This window comes from Pedobacter sp. V48 (assembly GCF_000523515.1).
Classification (GTDB): domain Bacteria; phylum Bacteroidota; class Bacteroidia; order Sphingobacteriales; family Sphingobacteriaceae; genus Pedobacter.
The window spans coordinates 20116-41269 of sequence record NZ_AWRU01000031.1 but is presented as its reverse complement, the minus strand read 5'-3'; the positions used below and the strand labels follow the sequence as shown (position 1 = coordinate 41269).

General features: G+C 38.6%; 13 protein-coding genes. 9 read left to right on the top strand and 4 right to left on the bottom strand.

Annotated features, from left to right (window positions below; translation table 11 throughout):
• Positions 1-134 precede the first annotated feature (134 nt).
• Positions 135-2801, top strand: coding sequence for a valine--tRNA ligase (locus N824_RS20710; RefSeq protein ID WP_048907057.1), 2667 nt, complete (start codon positions 135-137; stop codon positions 2799-2801).
• A gap of 44 nt (positions 2802-2845) precedes the next feature.
• On the opposite strand, the gene N824_RS20705 is transcribed toward N824_RS20710, so the two are convergent.
• Positions 2846-3448: a metalloregulator ArsR/SmtB family transcription factor gene (locus N824_RS20705; protein WP_235207228.1), complete on the bottom strand. Its 603-nt coding sequence runs from the start codon at positions 3446-3448 to the stop codon at positions 2846-2848.
• 248 nt (positions 3449-3696) lie between these two features.
• Here N824_RS20705 and N824_RS20700 point away from each other — a divergent pair, with 248 nt between their 5' ends.
• From N824_RS20700 to N824_RS20690, 3 genes are read left to right on the top strand one after another with little or no spacing between them, the layout of a single operon-like run.
• Entirely contained in the window at positions 3697-4809 is a 1113-nt protein-coding gene (locus N824_RS20700; protein WP_052334238.1) for an efflux RND transporter periplasmic adaptor subunit, read from the top strand.
• Positions 4810-4815: 6 nt separating this feature from the next.
• Positions 4816-7950 carry an efflux RND transporter permease subunit gene (locus tag N824_RS20695; protein WP_048907055.1) on the top strand — a complete coding sequence of 1045 codons (3135 nt, stop codon included), beginning with the start codon at positions 4816-4818 and terminating at the stop codon, positions 7948-7950.
• Positions 7951-7969: 19 nt separating this feature from the next.
• Complete coding sequence (locus N824_RS20690; protein ID WP_152542432.1) at positions 7970-9349, top strand: efflux transporter outer membrane subunit; 1380 nt, start codon at positions 7970-7972, stop codon at positions 9347-9349.
• A 25-nt stretch (positions 9350-9374) separates the two neighbouring features.
• Here the strand turns inward: N824_RS20690 and N824_RS20685 are convergent, their stop codons facing one another.
• On the bottom strand, positions 9375-9836 hold the full coding sequence (locus N824_RS20685) for a type I restriction enzyme HsdR N-terminal domain-containing protein (protein ID WP_048907053.1): 462 nt from the start codon (positions 9834-9836) through the stop codon (positions 9375-9377).
• Between the two features lie 125 nt (positions 9837-9961).
• Between N824_RS20685 and holA the strand changes: the two genes are divergently transcribed.
• From holA to N824_RS20660, 5 genes are all read left to right on the top strand, one after another.
• Positions 9962-10987 (top strand): DNA polymerase III subunit delta, encoded by a 1026-nt coding sequence (gene holA / locus N824_RS20680; protein ID WP_048907052.1) that lies wholly within the window; start codon positions 9962-9964, stop codon positions 10985-10987.
• A 127-nt stretch (positions 10988-11114) separates the two neighbouring features.
• Entirely contained in the window at positions 11115-12155 is a 1041-nt protein-coding gene (locus N824_RS20675; protein WP_048907051.1) for an NAD(P)-dependent alcohol dehydrogenase, read from the top strand.
• A gap of 239 nt (positions 12156-12394) precedes the next feature.
• Entirely contained in the window at positions 12395-17809 is a 5415-nt protein-coding gene (locus N824_RS20670; RefSeq protein WP_048907050.1) for a PKD domain-containing protein, read from the top strand.
• A gap of 1 nt (position 17810) precedes the next feature.
• Entirely contained in the window at positions 17811-18839 is a 1029-nt protein-coding gene (locus N824_RS20665; RefSeq protein ID WP_048907049.1) for a PorP/SprF family type IX secretion system membrane protein, read from the top strand.
• An 83-nt stretch (positions 18840-18922) separates the two neighbouring features.
• Positions 18923-19336, top strand: coding sequence for an EVE domain-containing protein (locus N824_RS20660; protein WP_048907048.1), 414 nt, complete (start codon positions 18923-18925; stop codon positions 19334-19336).
• On the opposite strand, the gene N824_RS20655 is transcribed toward N824_RS20660, so the two are convergent.
• Positions 19333-20532 (bottom strand): sodium:proton antiporter, encoded by a 1200-nt coding sequence (locus N824_RS20655; protein ID WP_048907047.1) that lies wholly within the window; start codon positions 20530-20532, stop codon positions 19333-19335. The genes N824_RS20660 and N824_RS20655 overlap by 4 nt on opposite strands.
• Positions 20533-20573: 41 nt before the next feature.
• Positions 20574-21095 carry an acyl-CoA thioesterase gene (locus tag N824_RS20650; RefSeq protein WP_048907046.1) on the bottom strand — a complete coding sequence of 174 codons (522 nt, stop codon included), beginning with the start codon at positions 21093-21095 and terminating at the stop codon, positions 20574-20576.
• Positions 21096-21154: the final 59 nt, after the last annotated feature.

Here is a 21154-nt window from a genome sequence, read left to right as displayed (position 1 = left end):
CTTGCTATTTTCCAAAAAAAGTCAGTGTTATGAGCTGACATGCAAAATCTTCCCTTCAAGATTTTGAGGAAGCGAATAGCATCTGTCTTTTTTATTCTTATTTTTACAGCCAAATCTGATACTTTTTCAAAATAATGAGCATTTCTACAAAATACGACCCGGCGGCAACCGAAGACAAATGGTACAGCTACTGGATAGAAAAGAACTTTTTTCATTCTGAGCCTGACGAACGTGAGCCTTATACCATTGTAATACCTCCTCCAAATGTGACTGGGGTTTTACATATGGGACATATGCTAAACAATACAATTCAGGATGTTCTGATTCGTAGAGCACGTATGCAGGGGAAAAATGCTTGCTGGGTACCTGGAACGGATCATGCATCAATTGCTACTGAGGCAAAAGTTGTTGCTATGCTTAAAGAAAGGGGGATCAGCAAAAAAGACCTTAGCAGAGAAGAATTTCTGAAATATGCCTGGGAATGGAAAGAGAAATACGGAGGTATTATTCTTGATCAACTGAAAAAGCTAGGCGCAAGTTGCGACTGGGAGCGTACACGCTTTACAATGGAAGATGATCTGTCAGAAGCCGTAATTGATAGTTTTATCCATTTGTATAAAAAAGGAAGAATTTATCGCGGTGTACGTATGGTGAATTGGGATCCGGCAGGTAAAACTGCGGTTTCTGATGAAGAAGTGATCCGTAAAGAGGTAAATCAAAAATTATATTATATAAAATATTCGGTATCCGGAACCAATGATTTCTTAACCATTGCTACCACCCGTCCCGAAACAATTATGGCAGATGCTGCCATTTGTGTTAACCCTAGCGACGAGCGTTACCAGCACCTGAAAGGGAAAAAAGTTTTTGTACCGCTAATCAATCGTGAAATACCTGTTATTCAAGATGAGTATGTAACGATGGACTTTGGAACCGGATGTTTAAAGGTTACTCCTGCTCATGATTTGAACGATTATGAATTGGGTGTTAAGCACAAGCTACCTGTAATAGATATCTTAAATGAAGATGGCACATTAAATGAACTTGCTGTAGTACTTGTTGGTGAAGACCGCTTTGTGGCAAGAAAAAAGATCGCTGTTTTATTAGAGGAAGCCGGTCATTTAGATAAAGTTGAGGACTATAAATCGCAGGTAGGTTTTTCTGAACGTACCAATGCAGCTATTGAGCCAAAGCTATCTATGCAATGGTTCTGTAAAATGGATGAAATGGCCAAACCTGCATTGAAAGATGTATTGGAGGGTGATGTTAAGTTAATCCCTGAAAAGTTCGTAAACACCTATCGTCATTGGATGGAGAATGTTAGGGACTGGAATATCAGTAGACAACTATGGTGGGGACAACAAATTCCTGCATGGTACGATGATAAAGGCAATTGGGTTGTAGCAAAAACTAAAGAAGAAGCACTTGATGAGTTTTTAAAACTTAAAGATATTGACGGAGTATTTACGGAAACTGAAATCCATGGTTTTAAACATCAATTGGCACCTTTTGTAACTCAGGATCCAGATGTAATGGATACCTGGTTTTCATCGTGGTTGTGGCCAATCTCTGTGTTTAATGGTTTTAAAGATCCGGACAATAAAGATATTAACTATTATTATCCTACCAATGATCTGGTTACTGCCCCTGAGATCTTATTTTTCTGGGTAGCACGTATGATTATGGCAGGCCATGAGTTCAGGGGTCAAAAGCCTTTTACAAATGTTTATTTAACAGGTATTGTAAGAGATAAATTAGGCCGTAAAATGTCGAAATCATTAGGTAACTCTCCTGATCCTATTGGGCTTATTGAAAAATATGGAGCTGATGGAGTAAGGGTAGGGATGCTGTTGTGCTCTCCGGCTGGAAACGATTTGATGTTCGACGAAAGCTATTGCGAGCAAGGCCGTAATTTTGCCAACAAAATATGGAATGCCTTCAGATTGGTTAAAGGTTGGGAGGTTGATGAAAATCTTGAAAATCCTAATCAGCAGGCAATATTGTGGTTCGAAAACCGCTTTAACGAAGCACTCGCAGAGATTGAAGATAACTTTAAACAATACCGTTTATCGGAAGCTTTAATGGCTTGTTATAAATTGGTATGGGATGATTTCTGTGCCTGGTACCTTGAAATGGTTAAGCCAACCTATCAACATCCAATAGATGCTGAAACTTTAAAAGTAACTATCGGTTTCTTCGAGAAAATCCTGACATTATTGCATCCATTTATGCCTTTCCTAACGGAAGAACTATGGCATGATGAACTCTTTGGAGAGAAAGGTGAACTTGACTGCTGTATCGTAGCAAGTTATCCTGTTGTTGGTGAGGCTAATGTACAGTTACTTAAAGAAGTGGAGGTTATTAAAGGCCTGGTAGCTGAGATCAGAAATGTTAGAAATACAAAACAGATCTCGCCTAAAGAAGCGCTTCCTCTTGCTATAAAAGTAAACTCATCTTTAGATTTCGAAAAATGGTTAAACATTGTGTTCAAACTTGCTAATATTAATCAAGTTGAGTTTGTAAACGATAAGATTCCAGGAGCTGTAAACTTTATGGTGGGCAACGATGAATTCTTTATTCATTTAAATGAAGCTATTGATATTGATGTTGAAATAGAACGCCTAAATGGAGAATTGGTTTATTTACAGGGCTTTTTGAAATCTGTAGATGCTAAGTTGAGTAACGAAAGGTTTGTACAAAATGCAAAACCTGAGATCATTCAAAACGAACGCAATAAAAAGGCTGATGCTGAATCGAAGATAAATACTATCGAAGAAAGTCTTGCTGCCTTAAAAGGATAAGTTTAACTGAGCATTCTTCGACATTCAGTTGGAGAATGCTTATTTTAACTGGCCTTCTTTAGCGTTATTCTGTAGGCACATCTTCTGTCGCCAGCAATAATATGATTTACCCTTGTTATATCTATATCCTCGCCAAGTACAAACTTAAAGGTGTTAAGTTCTGAAGCACAAAAACCTTGGCAAACCTGCGCCGCTGCGCAAATTGGGCAGTGGTTCTCTATCAATAAATAGCCTTGTTCATCTTTACTATATTCAGCCATGTATCCTTCGCGTGTACGGATATCCGCAAGCTGGGAGATACGACCTTCAAGATCTGTAGTTGATTGTAATTCGTTAGAATATTTTTCTTTACCAACTTGTTCACCTGCCGCTATCACTTTATCAAGAGCCTCGTCGCCCAGCGTAGTCTTCATAAGTTGTATCAGCTTAACGGTTAGTTCCGCATGCGTATCAGGAAAACCAGCGTTTCCTTCTTCTGTTAAACTAAAATACACAGTAGGTCTGCCAACTCCTTTTGATTCGTTGGTCGACTTGATTAATCCCTCCTCACCTAATTTTATGAGTTGTAAGCGGGCGCCCTCACTTGTAATCCCAAGTTCCTTTGAAATTTCCCCTGCAGTTAACGCACCACGGGTTTTTAATAGCATTAAGAATCGATTTGTCTTCATAATCTAATAAAACAAGTATTTAGTTGTTTTATTCACAAAAGTACTAACTTTGCTTAACTTATTAATGAAATAAAGAATTATAATGAAACTACCGTGATACTCCATATTTAATTAATAACCCAACACTTTAGTTCGGGCGATAAATAATCGCTGTTAACCTTAGCTGCCAAAAAAGAGATTTTTTAGGAGATGAGGAATATTTATGCCAAAAAAGAAAAATTACATTTATGAAAACAATACAATTACTCTCATTACTAGGCGGAATGCTGCTATTTGAAGCTTGCAGTCCAACGCAAAGCCAGACACAGGAAGAAACTATCCAGGAATATCCGGTTTTAATAGTACAACCTAAAGATGCTGTTCTTAATACAGATTACACCGCGACTATACAGGGCCAGCAGAACATAGAGATCAGGCCAAAAGTAGATGGTTTTGTAGAACAGATACTTGTTGATGAAGGTGCAGTTGTTAAAAAAGGTCAGTTACTTTTTAAAATAAATGCCCCCCAGTACGAACAGGAAGTTAGAACGGCTACAGCCGCGATAAAAAATGCTGAAGCTGAAGTAAGCACAGCAAAAATGCAGGTCGAGAAAACCTTGCCTCTGGTAAAAGAAGAGATCATTAGTAATTATGAACTTAAGCAGGCAAATTTTAATCTGCACGCGAAAGGGGCTGCGCTTGTACAGGCAAAAGCTAGTTTAGTAAATGCCCGTACTAATCTTGGCTATACTCGTATACATAGTCCCGCAGATGGGGTAGTAGGAAACTTACCCTATAAAACGGGGAGTCTGGTTAGTAGTTCATCACCCCAGCCGCTAACAACAGTTTCAAATATTGCAAGTGTTTTTGTCTACTTCTCCTTCAATGAAAAGCAGTTTCTGGATTTCACTGAAAACAACAAAGGAAGAACTATAAAGGATAAGCTAATGAATATTCCTCCGGTAACACTTTTGTTGGCCAATGGAACAGAATATTCAAAAAAAGGTAAGCTGGAAACTTTAAGCGGGTTAATTAATACAGAAACGGGTTCAGTTAATCTTAGAGCAAGTTTCCCTAACCCCGATGGATTAATCAGGAGTGGTGCCAGTGCACTTATTCGCATCCCGTTAAAAGTAAGCAAGGCATTATTAGTTCCCGCTAAGGCAACCTTCGAAATGCAGGAAAAAACGATGATCTACACGTTTAAAAACGGTACTGTAAAAAGTACTGAGATAGAGATAATGGACATCCCTTCAGGTGAATTTTATGTGGTAACAAAAGGACTGAACCCTGGCGAACAGATTGTGACGGAAGGAATGGGCAGCTTGAAAGATGGAATGAAAATCAAAGCAAAACACTAAAATATTATGTTAAAGAAATTTATAGATAACCCGGTTTTATCTACCGTTATATCGGTTATCATTGTTATAATGGGGTTACTAGGCCTATATTCATTGCCTATTTCTCAGTATCCAGACATTGCTCCACCCGCCGTTGAAGTAAGTACCTCATATCAGGGAGCAAGTGCAGATGTGGTCATGAAAAGCGTAATTGTCCCGCTCGAAGAAGAGATTAACGGAGTAGAACACATGACCTACATGACCTCTAAGGCAAGTAACGATGGTAGCGCCAGCATTACCATTAACTTTAAGCAAGGTACAGATCCGGATATGGCTGCAATTAATGTGCAGAACAGAATCACAAAAGCTACAAGTTTGCTGCCTGCCGAAGTAATCAAAGTTGGTATTACCACCAGTAAGCGGTTGAATAGTGAAGTATTTAGTTTTCTGTTGTACAGCGAGGATGGAAAGTATGATCAGAAATTCCTTGATAACTATTTAAAAATTAATGTGATGCCTCAGATCAAAAGGGTTGAGGGGGTAGGGAATGCCGCTGTATATGGAGGCATGGATTACAGTATGAGAATCTGGCTTAAACCAGATGTTATGGCTGCTTATGGATTAATCCCATCCGACATAACAGAAGCGCTTGCAGAGCAAAACATAGAAGCAGCACCGGGTAAAGTTGGAGAAAACAGTGGTCAGCCTTTCCAATATACCTTAAAATATACCGGTCGACTTGAAAAGCCTGCGCAATTTGAAAACATCATACTCAAATCTGTAGGTAATGGTCAGGTATTGAAATTAAAAGACATTGCTGAGGTGGATATGGGCTCTTTTACTTATTCGAGTACCATCATGGCGCAAGGTCATGAATCGCCATATGTTGCAATCAATCAAACTTCAGGTTCCAATGCCAATGAGATCATAAAGAAGTGTATAAAAATACTGGACGATGCTTCATTAACCTTTCCAAAAGGAGTTAAGTATAGCGTATTCGCCAATGCAAATGAGTTTTTGGATGCTTCAATTTCCAAGCTTATAGTTACAATTATTGAAGCATTTATATTGGTATTCATTGTAGTGTTTATCTTTTTGCAGGATTTCCGTTCTACCTTAATTCCTGCCATTGCAGTTCCGGTAGCTATCATAGGTACATTCTTTTTCCTTAAGCTTTTTGGATTTACTATTAACCTGCTTACTCTTTTTGCCCTGGTTCTGGCCATTGGTATTGTGGTAGATGATGCTATTGTAGTAGTAGAGGCAGTTCATGCTAAATTAGATCAGGGTGCTAGATCAGCAAAAAAAGCAACTATGCATGCCATGAGTGAAATTAGTGGGGCTATTATCTCTATAACCCTCATTATGGCTGCGGTATTTGTTCCGGTAACTTTTGTTACAGGGTCGGTTGGGGTATTTTACAAGCAGTTTGGGCTAACACTCGCTGTGGCCATTATCATATCTGCAGTAAACGCACTTACTTTAAGTCCGGCGCTTTGCGCATTGTTGCTAAAGCCACATGGCGAGCATCATGAACAGAAAACAGGCTTTTTACAACGCTTTTATGCAGGGTTTAATGCTTCATTCAGCACCATGACCAACCGTTATAAGAAGTCGGTTGTTTTCCTGATTGGAAAAAAATGGATTGCATTTGCGATAATCATTGTGTTTAGTCTTTTATTCTGGTTTTTGGTTAAAACCACTCCAACCGGATTTGTGCCTAATGAGGATAGTGGTTCTATATATGGTAACGTTATATTACCTCCGGCAACTTCTTTGGAACGTACCGAATTCATTGCAAATAAAATAGATAGTATTGCCAGGTCTATTCCTGAGATTGAATTGTCATCTAGAGTTGCCGGTATGGATTTAATGAGCGGTACCGGGAGCTCGTATGCGGCTATATTTATCAGGTTAAAACCATGGAAAGAAAGGACAAAAAAAGGGCAGGATATTAAAAGCATTGTTGGTCAGTTGTTTGCAAAAACTGCAGAAATTAAAGGAGCCAATATCATTTTCTTTGCCGCACCAACATTACAGGGGTTTGGGAATAATGATGGTTTCGAATTTCAGTTACAGGATAAAACAGGAGGTAGTTACAAAGCTTTTGATGCAGTAATTGGCAAGTTTATGGGAGCACTAAACCAGCGCCCGGAAATTATGTATGCTGCTACATCTTACAACACAAGTTTCCCGCAGTACGAAGTTAACGTAAACGTTGCGAAATGTAAGGAAGCAGGCGTTCCTGTTAACCGCGTACTTGGAACGCTGCAAGGCTATTTGGGGGGTATTTATGCATCAGACTTTAATCGTTTTGGTAAACAATACCGTGTAATGATTCAGGCCGAAGCTGAACAGAGAACCAATAAGGAGGCCATCAATAGAATATTTGTTAGGAATGATAAAGGCGCAATGGCTCCGATATCAGAGTTTATCACGCTTAAAAAAATCTATGGACCGGAATTTATAAACCGTTTTAACCTGTTTACGGCTGGCGCAGTAAATGGTGCACCCAAGCCCGGCTACAGTTCTGGTGATGCAATAAAAGCAATTCAGGAAGTGGCAGCCCAAACTTTACCACAGGGTTATACTTATGAATTCTCCGGTCTAACATTAGAAGAGTTGTCTAGCGGTAGTCAAACCCTATTAATCTTTATGCTCAGCTTGCTGTTCATTTATTTCTTGTTAAGTGCACAGTATAAAAGTTATATTCTGCCCTTCTCGGTGTTGCTTTCGTTACCCATAGGACTGGCCGGAGCATTTTTGTTTGCCCGATTATTTGGACTTGATAATAACATCTTTCTGCAAATAAGTCTGATTATGCTCATCGGCTTACTTGCAAAAAATGCAATCCTTATTGTGGAGTTCGCGTTAATGCACCGCCTTAGTGGGATGAGCTTAATCCAGTCGGCAATTTCAGGTGCTACGGCCAGGTTAAGACCAATTTTAATGACCTCATTTGCTTTTATTTTCGGCTTGCTTCCGTTGATGATTGCTACCGGGGCAGGGGCTTTAAGCAACCGCTCAATAGGAACCGCTGCGGTTGGTGGGATGCTTGTAGGTACAATATTCGGGGTGTTTGTAATCCCTGCATTGTTTGTAGTTTTTCAATCTCTGCAAGAGAAAATATCAGGAGTACGCAGAAACAATGAAGTTTTATAATTCGTAAGAAATGAATATAATGAGAAAATATATAGGGCTAATAATTTTGCTGATCGTGTTGGTATCATGCCAGGTATCAAAGAAATACGAAAGGCCAGCAATAGATACAAAGAATATTTACAGGGACCAGCAAGATACAGATACGGTTACCATTGCCACTATGCCATGGCAAAAATTGTTTAACGATCCGATGTTAATTGAATTGATAACAGAAGGGTTACAGCAAAATCTTGATCTGAAAATAGCTGTAGAACATATAAATGCGGCTAGAGCAAGTTTTAAACAAAGTAAGGCAGCTTTTTTGCCAGACTTAAGCAGTAATGCAGCAATAACTAAATCAAAACTCGCCTACCCACAAGGTTTTGGCATTATCAGCTCATCAACTCAATATGATGTGGGATTGACAGCCAGCTGGGAAGCAGATATTTGGGGTAAGCTCAGAAGTAGTAAGCGGAGCGCACTGGCTGGGTTGTTGCAAACCGAGGAAGCAAGAAAGGCTGTGCAAACACAACTGATCTCCGAAATTGCAAATAATTATTTTATGCTTTTGGCTTTAGATGAACAGCTAACTGTTTTAGAGAAAACTGTTGACAACAGAAAAACGGATGTAAGCACAATGAAATCTTTAAAAGCTGCCAATATAGTAACAGGAGCTGCTGAGGTTCAGAGTGAAGCCAATCAGTATGCAGCAGAAGTTGCTATACCCCGCTTAAAAAGGCAAATTAGAGAAACGGAAAATGCTATGAATGTTTTACTTGTTCGTCAGGCTGGTTCAATAAAGAGGAAATCACTAGAATCTCAACAGTTACTTGTTGATCTGAAAATCGGTATTCCTGCTCAGTTGCTCCAAAACCGGCCTGATGTTAAACAAGCAGAATATGCTTTTATGAAGGCTTTTGAAACAACTAATGTTGCCCGACAGTTGTTTTATCCATCGCTCAACATCACAGCTTCAAGTGGTTTTACGAGCTTTAGTTTCAAAGACTGGATAACCCCTTCGGGTTTGTTTGCAAATGTTGCAGCAGGAATAACCCAGCCTATCTTTAGTAAGGGAGCAAACAAGGCTAGACTGACAAGTGCCAAGTCTGCTCAACAGGAATCAGCTTATCTTTTTCAGAAATCCTTATTGAAAGCAGGAGAGGAGGTGTCTAATGCACTTTTCTCTTACCAAACCGCAATTGAACAACAAAACATAAGGACTAAACAATTGCAATCGCTGCAGAAATCAGTAGATTTTACTAAAAAACTGCTGCGTTATAGTTCTGCTACAAATTATACAGATGTATTAACTTCTGAACAGAACTTGCTGTCGGCTCAACTCGATAATATTGGTGATAAATTACAGCAATGGCAGGCAGTAATTAGCCTTTATCGCGCTCTTGGAGGTGGTTGGCAATAAAAAATACAGAAAAAACGGTTTGTTTTTATAAGGATTGATACTCAGGAAGATCTTTTATAAAGACAAACTGTTCCTCTTTGTGGTCTATTGTTGCATAACAATGCATTAATCCGTTGGTTACTACCAGCCATTTGGTTTTATGAACAGAGTTGTATCTGGCGGCCTGGTCAAAAGTCGCCTGACTTATCTTAACAGAGGGTGCTTTACATTCAATAACCATTATTCGTTCTCCATGAGTGCTGAATATTACAATATCTGTTCTCTTTTGAAGTTTGTTTAAGTTAAGCCCGCCTTCAATTTGAATAAGTGATTTTGGAAATTTCTTTTCCAGTATCAGAAACTGGATGAAATGTTGTCTAACCCATTCTTCGGGTGTTAGTACCAGATGTTTTTTTCTTACTTCGTCAAAGATAAAATAACGTGACTCCTTTAGTGTGATCTTGAAAGGGTATTGTGGTAGGTTAAGTGCTGTTGGTGTGAATGACATTTTTGTAAAAATAGGCAAAAAATTTTATCTAAGTTTCCTCTGGGCATCTGTTGATTTTTTGATGGCATTGGAAAGATCGATATAATTGTTTTAGAGCACAATTATATCTAAGTTTGACCTATCATATGAGTGCTGCAGATATAATCAAAGACATTAAAGCCAGAAAGTTTAAGCCTGTTTATTTACTACACGGTGAGGAGCCTTATTACATCGATCAGATCATCCATTACATGGAAAATAATGTGTTGAATGATATGGAAAGAGGGTTTAATCAAACTGTTTTGTATGGGAAAGATACAGACATGGCTACCATTATGAACGCTTCCAAACGCTATCCTATGATGTCTGACTATCAGTTGATCATTGTGAAAGAGGCCCAGGATTTGAAGTGGGCTAAAGAGACAGAAGGGAGTAGTAAAGAGGCGGAGTTTGTACTCAATTACTTTGAGAAACCCATGCCTACCACCATTCTGGTATTAGGTTATAAGTATGCTAATTTCGATAAGCGTAAGAAGATTTATAAAGCCATTGATCGGAATGGTGTTATATTCCAGTCAGAACTGGTTAGAGACTATAAATTAGCCGGATGGATAGATGATCTTGTAAAAGAGAAAGGTTATAAAATTGCTCCACAAGCATCCGCCCTCATGGCTGAATACCTGGGGACAGACCTTTCCAAAATTGCTAATGAAATAGAAAAGCTACTTTTAAATATTACTAAAGAAACAACAATTGACACTGATCTTGTTCAAAGAAATATAGGGATAAGTAAAGAGTACAATGTTTTTGAACTGCAAAAAGCACTGGCAGTAAAGAATATTTTAAAATGTAATCAGATCATTAATTACTTTGCCGATAATCCAAAAGCCAATCCAATGGTTATGGTTATGGCCAATCTGAATTCTTATTTCTCGAAGATTTTAAAATACCACTACTTGCAGAATAAGAGTGATGCTGCTAAAGAATTGGGCGTAAACCCATATTTTGTTAAAGATTACGAAGCTGCTGCCCGTAGCTATAATCTGAATAAAACCTTTGATATCATTAGCTTGTTAAGGGAGTACGACTTAAAGAGTAAGGGCGTAGACAGTACCGGTAATACCACCGACGGCGAGTTGCTAAAAGAGCTGTTGTTTAAAATGACCCACTAATAGTTTGAAGCGGATTTCCTGACTTTATTTCGGGATGTTTGAATTGTATAATAAATGCTTTGAAATGTGTAGTTAATATTTATGCTCACTGATGTAGATTTGTTTTATTATAAAATATAAATTAGCTATGATACAAGCCAAAGGATATGCAGCACAAAATGCTGAAACAGATTTAGCACCCTGGGACTTTGAACACCGGGAAGTAGGTCCGCACAACGTTCAACTTGAAATATTATATTGTGGTGTTTGTCATTCGGATCTTCATCAAATAAAGAATGATTGGTTTCCAGGAGTATTTCCAATGGTACCAGGTCATGAGATTGTTGGTAAGGTAATTAAAGTAGGCGACCATGTAAAAAAGTTCAAAAAAGGTGATCTTGCTGGTGTAGGATGTATGGTTGACTCCTGTCAGACTTGTGAAAATTGCAAGGAGGGATTAGAACAGTATTGCCTTGAAGGAAGTACTCAAACCTATAACAATAAAGGTAGAGATGGTGTGCCTACCTACGGAGGTTACTCCAATACCATTGTAGTTCGCGAAGAATTTGTACTTCATATTTCCGACAAATTACCACTTGCAGCTACAGCGCCACTGCTTTGTGCAGGTATTACTACTTATTCGCCTTTGCGCCACTGGAAAGTTGGTAAAGGTCATAAATTGGCCGTTCTTGGTCTTGGTGGTTTAGGTCATATGGGTGTGAAATTTGGGGTAGCTTTTGGCGCTGAAGTAACCGTTTTAAGTACATCAGCTTCAAAGGAAGCAGCGGCTAAAGATTTAGGTGCGCATCATTTTGTGGTTACATCTGATCCTGCTCAGATTGAAGCTGTAAGAGGCTCATTTGATTTTATTCTTGATACTGTTTCTGCAGAGCACGATATGGATATGTACCTGTCATTGCTAAGAACAAGTGGGACACAGATTTGCGTTGGTGTGCCATCTCAGCCTTATGCAATTCAGCCCTTTTCACTTTTAGGTGGCCGTAAAAGCATTGCAGGCTCTGGCATAGGTGGCATACCTGAAACCCAGGAAATGCTTGACTTCTGTGCTGAGCATAATATCGTTTCAGATATTGAAATGATTGACATCAAGGATATAACTGCTTCGTATGCAAGAATGCTTAAAGGTGATGTCCGCTACAGATTTGTAATTGATATGGCTACGCTTTAATATTCTATCCGAACCAGGGAAATTCTACCTAATTCCTATTGAAAGCCGCATTCAAATACATTTGAATGCGGCTTTTTATTTAATGGAAAGTCCATAAATGTAAATGACGACTTAACGAAATTTACTAAATAAAAATAAATACAATGCAAATTTGATAATGTTAATAATTAGAATGATTATTAATGAATAAAATGAACAATAAGTAAAAAAATATTTACTTTTATCATAATGTTTACAATATGATAAGACGTTTATTTTTACTGACGCTAATTTTATTCTTCTATCATGTTTCTATAGCCTTTTCTCAAATTGCTATAGATCAGGTTGCACCGGGACCTTACACGCCCGAGTCAACTATAGCCGCAACTTTTAGTTTGGGTGCTACCTGTTTACAACCAGGTAATTCGTTTAATCTCTATCTTGTATCACCCAGTGGAGTTGAAAAGTCTATAGGATCATATACCAGCTTCTATTCAACATTTGTAAATGGAGTAATCCCTTCGGGTACTACTCCTGGAACAGGGTATAAACTTAGGGTTAAATCAACATTACCTGCGCTTACCTCTTCAGATTCAAATCCATTTGATATAAAAGCAGGAGTAAAAGCAACAGCTGCTATAAATTCTAATTCTAAAGTGAGTACAAATCCACTCACATTTGGAACTTGTAATACGGATGAGAACACGCGAACAAAAGAATTTTTCTTTAGCAACGAATCGAACACCGGAAACGTAACTGTAACTTTCAAAAATGAATTGAACCCTGGAGTACCGCAAACAATAGCTTTTGGTGCTGCCGGAACTCCAATGTCTTATACTGCATCACTTGCTCATTACACTATGTTTGTGAAAGCCACAATGCCCGATGGGTCGGTGGGCACAAAGGCATACTTTCTAATTAACAATCTTGCTGTAACTGCATTTACCACTACAAGTGGAAACACAGTGTGTTTTCCAGTTGGCACATTCGAATATCGAGTTGATGTATCCAATAATGGTATTGGAGTAAATTTTCCGGGCAACATTTATAAGGTCGACTGGGGAGATGGGACGTCTAACGACTATACATATTGTGACATCAAGCAAAACAATGATCGTATAAGCCACACTTATACAAAGTCTTCCTGTGGGTTTTCTTATCAATCTGGAAACCAAACCTTCTATAATGCTTTTGGTGTAAATGTTGGTTTAATAAGTCCGTTTTGTGGCGCAATTGGTTCACCTCTATCTACGCCTGCAAAGGTCGTTACCAGGCCAGAGAACTTATTCTCTTTTCCTCCAATAGCATGTATCAACGATGAAATCATTTTTAATAATCAATCTCTGCCCGGAGAAAAAGCTAATACTAATTTTCCAGGTTGTGCACCAAATGATGTAAAATACAATTGGTACGTGGATGGCATTCTTACTGCTTCAGCTAAACCGCTTACGTATAATTTAATCCATAAATTTATTACTACTGGAAAGCATAAAATACGCCTTTCATCAATTAGTGATGGAAATTGTCAGGCGGAAGATCTGGAGCTTGAGATTTGTGTACAAGAACGACCGAAGCCCAGCTTTACTTTACCCGGCAATTTGATTTGTCTAACATCGGGAACACTTACACCGGTAAACAATTCGGTTTTAGATAACACATCGTGTCCTTCAACTCCGGTTTATACCTGGAATGTAGTACCGGCACAAGGAGTATCTTACTTAGGAGGAACCAGTAAATCTAGCGTAACCCCACAATTTAAATTTTCTCAATTGGGAGTATATAACATTACACTCGCTGTTAAAACCGGAACTTGTCAGGAAATTACATTGCCGCAAAAGGTTGTCGTTAATGCAGCACCACAGGCAACTTTATCTCCAGAAAAGAGACTTTGCCATAATGGCGATTTCGTATTTGGCCCTGGTGCTACGGATACAAAAACGATTGTCAATGGAACGGCTGAAGACCTTTCAGATACCTACACATGGGAAGTTACCGGAACAGGTGCTTACTCTTTTGTAGCTCCAAGTACGGCAAACAGCAAATATCCAACCATCAATTTCGCTGATTTTGACGCTTATACAGTTAAGCTAACCCATAAAAATAATTGTGGCACCATTACAGTAACTCAGAAAATAATATTTACTCAAGCACCAGTTCTAACTATTGCTGCAAATTCAAACCCCATTTGCAACAAAGCATCGGTCGGTTTAACAGGGACAATTTCAGGAAGCTATACCTCTTTTACCTGGGATAATGGAACTAATGGTATTAATTTTTCAAATCCTTCTGATCTTACCACTACATATACGCCAAGTGTCGCAGAGCGTAATGCTGGAAAGGCAACCATATTTTTGAGGGTTAATACGGGAGTACCAGGTGTTTGTGCTACAGTTTTAAAACAAATAGACATTATTATACTTCCTGAAAACAAATTAACCAATACAAATAACACTAAAGCTATTTGTACAGGAAATCCTGTAGACTTCATTCCAGAATCTACTGTTGATGGAAGCACATTTAAATGGATAGCAACCAATAATGATGGTTTAGCTACCGGATATAGCCCAACAGGAACGGGAAATATTACTGATATAATCACAAATACCAGTGCAACAAATAATGCGGTTGTTAGCTACACCATTATACCCCAAAAAGATGGCTGCGACGGAGAACCATTTATTTTAACAGTAACAGTTACCCCGAAACCAATTTTAACCGCTACTGTAGCAAAACCAGTCATATGTACAGGCAATCCATCTGGTATTTCATTGAGCTCAAATTTAGGTAATAACAATACCCTATATGTTTGGACGAGTATTGCAAATCTGGTTACAGGCAACACAAATCAGGTTACTCCGGTTTCTGTTACTGAAATTAACGATATATTAAGCAATAGTGGATTAATTGAGGGAAGCGCTACTTATACGATTACACCGATTGTTAATGGTTGTCCGGGAAATCCGAAAACTGTTGTAATTAAAGTGCATCCTACAATTACAGTGGCTGATGCAGGTGCCGATCAATCCATCTGTAACCAGTCTGCCTATTCTTTAAATGGTAATGCACCCAAAGCTAGTGAAGCGGGCAGGTGGACTGTATCACCTGCGGGGCCTTTAATTGCAGATCCTACAACTTACAATAGTGCTGTAACCTCACTTACTCCCGGACAACGATATGTTTTTACGTGGACAATTACTTCGCCTAGTTTGTGTTCCACTACAGATGATGTGGTTATTGATAATTTAGAGGCAATTCAAAATACCATCACCAACCCATCAGGAACAACGGTATGTTCTGGGCAACAGGTTACCATTACTGGCGATGTGCCGGTTGGAGGTAAGCCCCCATATACTTATAGATGGGAAATAAGTACTAACCCAAGTACCAACTGGGCAATAATTCCTGACGCAACTAACCGGGATCTGACCGTTATAATTTCTGCAAGCGCTTCGTTTAGACGTGTAGTATCAGGTGGTGCTTGTGAGGCTATAAGTAATGAGGTAAACCTGATAGCGCTACCACCAATAGCGGGAAATACAATTGGCGTAGATCAGGTCATTTGTTCCGGCAGTATTCCTGCTCCCTTAACAGGTCCAAGGCCTACCGGTGGCAATGGTTCAGATTATACCTACAGCTGGGAACAAAGTGTAGACGATGGGGTTAATTGGATAGTTATCAATGGCGAAACAAAGCCAACATATGCTCCACCCGCTTTAACTTTCTCAACTAGGTACAGAAGATTAGCAAGTAGCGGACTTTGCTCAGGTAGTCAGGCTAGCATTAGCAACAGCGTAAGTATTACGGTTAAACCGGATGCAATTTCCAATTTTACATTTACATCTGATAAGGGATGCACTCCGTTTAATATCGATAATCAAAATATAAAAGCTATTGTTGATGTAGACCGGAATGACATTTACATCTGGTATGCAAATGAAACAGAAATTGGCAGAGGTATTCAATTTCCCGGTTATCAAATCACAAATGACAATGAGTCCGTTATTATCAAGCTGGTAGTTACCAGTAAACAGGGGTGTAAGGCCAATGAAATGTCTCATACATTTTCGACCCGGCAGAGCATTACTGCTTCATTTACACAAGATAAATCCGAAGGATGCGACCCGCTACAGGTTAGTTTTGTAAACACTTCCACCTCTCTTGTTGATGCTGATTTTAAATGGGACTTTGGCAATGGTGTAACTTCTTCTTTAGTACTGCCTCCTCCAATTATTTATCAGCCACACCCCCAAGGAAAGGACACCACTTATGTGGTTACCTTAAGCGTAACCTCGCCATGTGGAACCAATGTGTTTACTTCCTCAGTCTTTGTTAAAGCCCAACCAATCGCTGTTTTCTCGCCCGATAAAACTGTTGGTTGCTCCCCAATGAAGGTTAGCTTTAGTAACACCTCGCCCGGGGGTACAAATACTTACTATTATGATTTCGGAGATGGCACCTTTCTTACTAGAACAGATAAACTACCTGTAGAACATGTTTATGTAACCGCAACAATAAAAGATTATACAGTGAAAATGCGTGCGGAAAACGAATGTCGCAGTCAGGAAAGCAGCTACGTTATTCGGGTTTCCCCTAACACTGTTTTGCCAGAGCTCGTGGTAAACAGTTCAGAAAAAAGTGGCTGTGCACCATTTCTTGTAAATTTTCACAACAATTCTAAAGGAGCGAATCTATTTAGATATGATTTTGGGGATGGAGGGACCAGGGTAACAAGATCGGCACCAGAAATTGTACAATACACATTTAAAAATCCGGGAGTATATAAAGTTGTGCTTACAGCTTCAAATGGCTGTTCAGACACGACAACTACAGAGACAATCACCGTTTTCGAACAACCACTAATCAGTTTCTCAGCAGACAAAACAATTGGCTGTCCTGGCCTTGAGGTAAAATTCAGCAACACAACCACTAGTGGACTATCCTATCTGTGGGATTTTGGAGATGGAACAACTTCTACAGAATTCGAACCAACACATGTGTATGGCGGGGCACTTTCATCTTATACTGTTACACTAACAGCAACAAATAGTTTAAATTGTCCAAATACACTTATACAAAGTGATTATATAAAAATTACAGCACCACCTATTGCACAATTTTCAGTAGATCCTGGTATTGAAATTAGCATTCCTTCTTATACATTTAGTTTTATAGACCAAAGCACTAATAATCCGGATCAATGGCTATGGGATTTTGGTGATGGTATAACTTCGGTAGACAGAAACCCAAAACATACCTATGCAGATACCGGGCTTTACAAAGTGACTTTAAAAGTGATCAATCAAAGCGGTTGCTTCACCACTTCAGTTAAGAATGTAAGAATTAGTGGAGTGCCCGGGTATCTGTTTGTGCCAAATTCGTTCATACCCGGCAGTGAAAGTAGCGAACTTCGACAATTCAAAGCTAAGGGCTCGGGAATTAAATCATGGAGGATGTCGGTTTTTAACAAATGGGGGCAACTCATATGGGAAACAACAAAGCTTGACGAAGGACATCCCCAGGAAGGTTGGGATGGAACATACCGTAATACGGAACTACCTCAGTCTGTCTATTATTGGAAAATTGATGTCGAATTCATTAATGGATCACAATGGAAAGGCATGACATATAACAATAGTACGCCAAAACGAACGGGGCCATTACATTTAATCAGATAACATGGCAAAGACATTAAAGATTCTATTGATTTTGTTAACTTTTATAGGCATTGGATTCGCTTCTGCACAAGATCATATTTATTCACAGTTTTTTAACCAGCCTATATACCTAAATCCTTCATTAACTGGTCAATTTGAAGGAGATATTAGAATGAACCTTATTTATAGAAATCAGTGGTCGGGCTTAAGTGGTGATCTGTCTTATATTTCAGCCTCTGCCGATTTAAATATCACCAAATTTCCAGGCGGAGTAGGATTGATTTTTAACCGTTCCAGCGAGGGAACTGCATATTTAACTAAAAACAATGCGGCCGCTACGTATTCATACAGTGTTGGCGGCGATGATTTTGTGTTGTCATTTGGTATCCAGGCCGGTTTTACCAATAGAGCCATAGACTGGAATAAGTTGGTCTTTTCTGATCAGATTGATCCACGCTTAGGATATCTTCCCGGCAGTATCTCTGCTGCTGAACCACCTGATATCTCCAATAAGTTTTTCTTTGATGCAGCAACAGGTGTAAATCTTGTTTACCGTAACTTTATGCTAGGGACGGCTTTACACCATATTAACCAACCTGATGAATCCTTTAGCGGAACACAAGCCAAGCTTCCAATGAGGATTACAGTAAACGCAAGTTTCAAAATCCCGTTGACTCCATATTTTGATTATAATCAGGACGAAGGCGCTTCTCTTATACCATCTGTAGTTTACTACAGACAGGCAAGTAATAGCAATGTAAGCCTCGGAGCCCAGTTTAAATATAAAAGTTTAAATACTGGTCTTTGGTATAGAACCGGACCGCAGAATGGACCCGATGCAATTGTCCTTTCTCTGATTTTTGATCTTTTTAAGGGGAAACGTAATGGAGAGAAACTAAGGTTAGGAATAAGCCATGATGCAACAACTTCAAAAATTAATTATACCAATACAAGTGGTACTACTGAGGCAAGTATTGGATATGAAAAATACTTCCCAAATAGTTCCGGTTACAATCGTTTTAATGGGTTAAGGTGCTATGACTTCTTTTAGATAATGATATAAATAAAGGAATAAAAAGTATATTTTTGTCAGCGGTTTTGTCAACGAATGTATCAAAAAAACCTTTTTAAACTATGAAGAACACACAGTATTGGTTAGTGAAGTCAGAACCTTTTAAATATAGCTGGGAGAAATTTAACAAAGACGGCAGAACCTTTTGGGATGGTGTACGCAATTATCAGGCGCGTAATAACCTGAAAGAGATGAAAGAAGGGGATCTGGTTTTGTTCTACCATAGTAATGAAGGTAAAAATGTAGTTGGTATAGCAAAAGTGGTAAAAGAGTTTTATCAGGATCCAACTACCAGTGACCCTAACTGGGTTGTAGTAGATCTGGCTCCGGTCGAGGCACTTAAAAATCCTGTTAGTCTGGAACAGATCAAATCCGAAGAAAGTCTTAAAGACGTTTCATTGGTTAGACAGGGCAGGTTATCTGTAATGCCCCTCAAAGCAGAAGAATTTGATAAAATATTAGAGATGGGAAGCTAATGCATCCCTGAATAGGGCTCTGCCCTTACATACTTTTTTGTTAAGAGCAGACCTATACTCATGATCAGGCTCGACCCTAATACCACAACAAATAAGAAAGAGGTTCCTACTTCTGGTATTTTAAGCGCATGAGGTAAGTTAAAATACAACAGGATGCTAATTAGCCCTCTAGGTGCAATAAAAGCTTCAGCTCCACTATTTTCCCTTCTAAAGATTTTAAGATAGACAAATCTGATCACAAAGATAGAGGCAAGCATAATCAAACCGTTTACAAGAACAATTTGATCATTAAGCTGATAGATGTTCATCGTAAATCCGAATATTACAAAGAAAAATGTTCTTAAAATAAATGCACTTTCAGCAGATAACTGATGTAGTTGTGTTAAATCGTTAGATAGATTCTTGTAAATAAAAATGCTTCTAAACCAGGCGTACTTGATGGTGTCTGCATTGTTTAAAAACAAACCGAAAGAGAGTATTAAAACAAGAGCCGACAAGTGGTACGACTGCCCAATGGCATACACCATTATCAGTATAGAGATGATCAGGAAAAATTTTATGTGATGCGATATCTTTCCCATTACATAAAGTAAAACGATACAGGAAATAGCTGATAATATAACTATCAGTATCGTATTTAGTCCTAAGCCAGTAAAGGAAGAAGTAGAGATGTGAGGATTAGAAATAGCGAAATTAAAGAGTATGATCCCCAGAATATCAGAAAAAGAAGATTCATAAATGATAAACTCTTTTCCTTTTTTAGATAGTGCTGCTGCAGATGGAATAGCTATTGCAGAGCTAACCACACTAAAAGGAATTGCATTACTAAAGCACGTATAAAGGTCGCGACCGGTAATCTCGTATATAATAAAAGTGATTACAGAAACCGAGGCTATCAGGATTACAAGTGCCGATAGAAAAGCACCCTTAATGATTTTATTTTTATCCCGATCGTACTTCAGTTCAAGTGATCCTTCAAAAACGATCATGATCAAACCCACAGTACCAAGTGCAGGTAAGATTTTTAGAAAATCGAAAGTTTCTATCTTAAGATTATCCACAAGTACACGCAAGCCTATTCCTAAAAGCAATAGCAGTAGTACAGAAGGTAGTTTAGTTTTACTGGCAACAAGGTCAAATAAATAAGAGAAGATGACCAGGCCGCTTAAAATAATCAGTGTAGTGTAGGTCGTCATTTTTCCTATTTATTTAATAACAGCATTCCCGCTGTTATTGTTTACTCCTTAAAAAAAAGCGCTTTCAACTCAACAGCGTCATTTGGCAACATCTTTCCACTCAATATTAAACGCAATTGTCTTCTTCTTAAAGCCCCGGCAAATAATTCGATTTCTTCCTCAGTCTCAGGTTTTAATTCCGGAACAGGAATAGTTCTTCCGCTTTGGTCAACAGCTACAAAAGTATAGTAAGCCTCATTTGATTTCACCCTGCTTCCCGAAGGAATATTTTCTGCCCAAACATCCAGTCTAACCTCAACAGAAGTATTAAATGAACGCGTAACCTTAGCTTCAATCGTAATTACATCACCAAGTTTTATGGGTTGCTTAAATGATACATTATCTACAGAAGCTGTTACCACAATTCTATTGCAGTGTTTTTGAGCAGATATTGCAGCAGCAATATCCATCCAGTGCAATAATCTACCACCCATTAAGTTATTAAGGGTGTTAGTGTCGTTGGGTAATACCAACTCATTCATTATGGTGAAGGAATCCTTAGGATTTTTTACTTTTGTACTCATCTCAGGCAAAAGTAAACAAAATTCAACATAATCACTTTTACCAGATAAAAGGAGTTAAC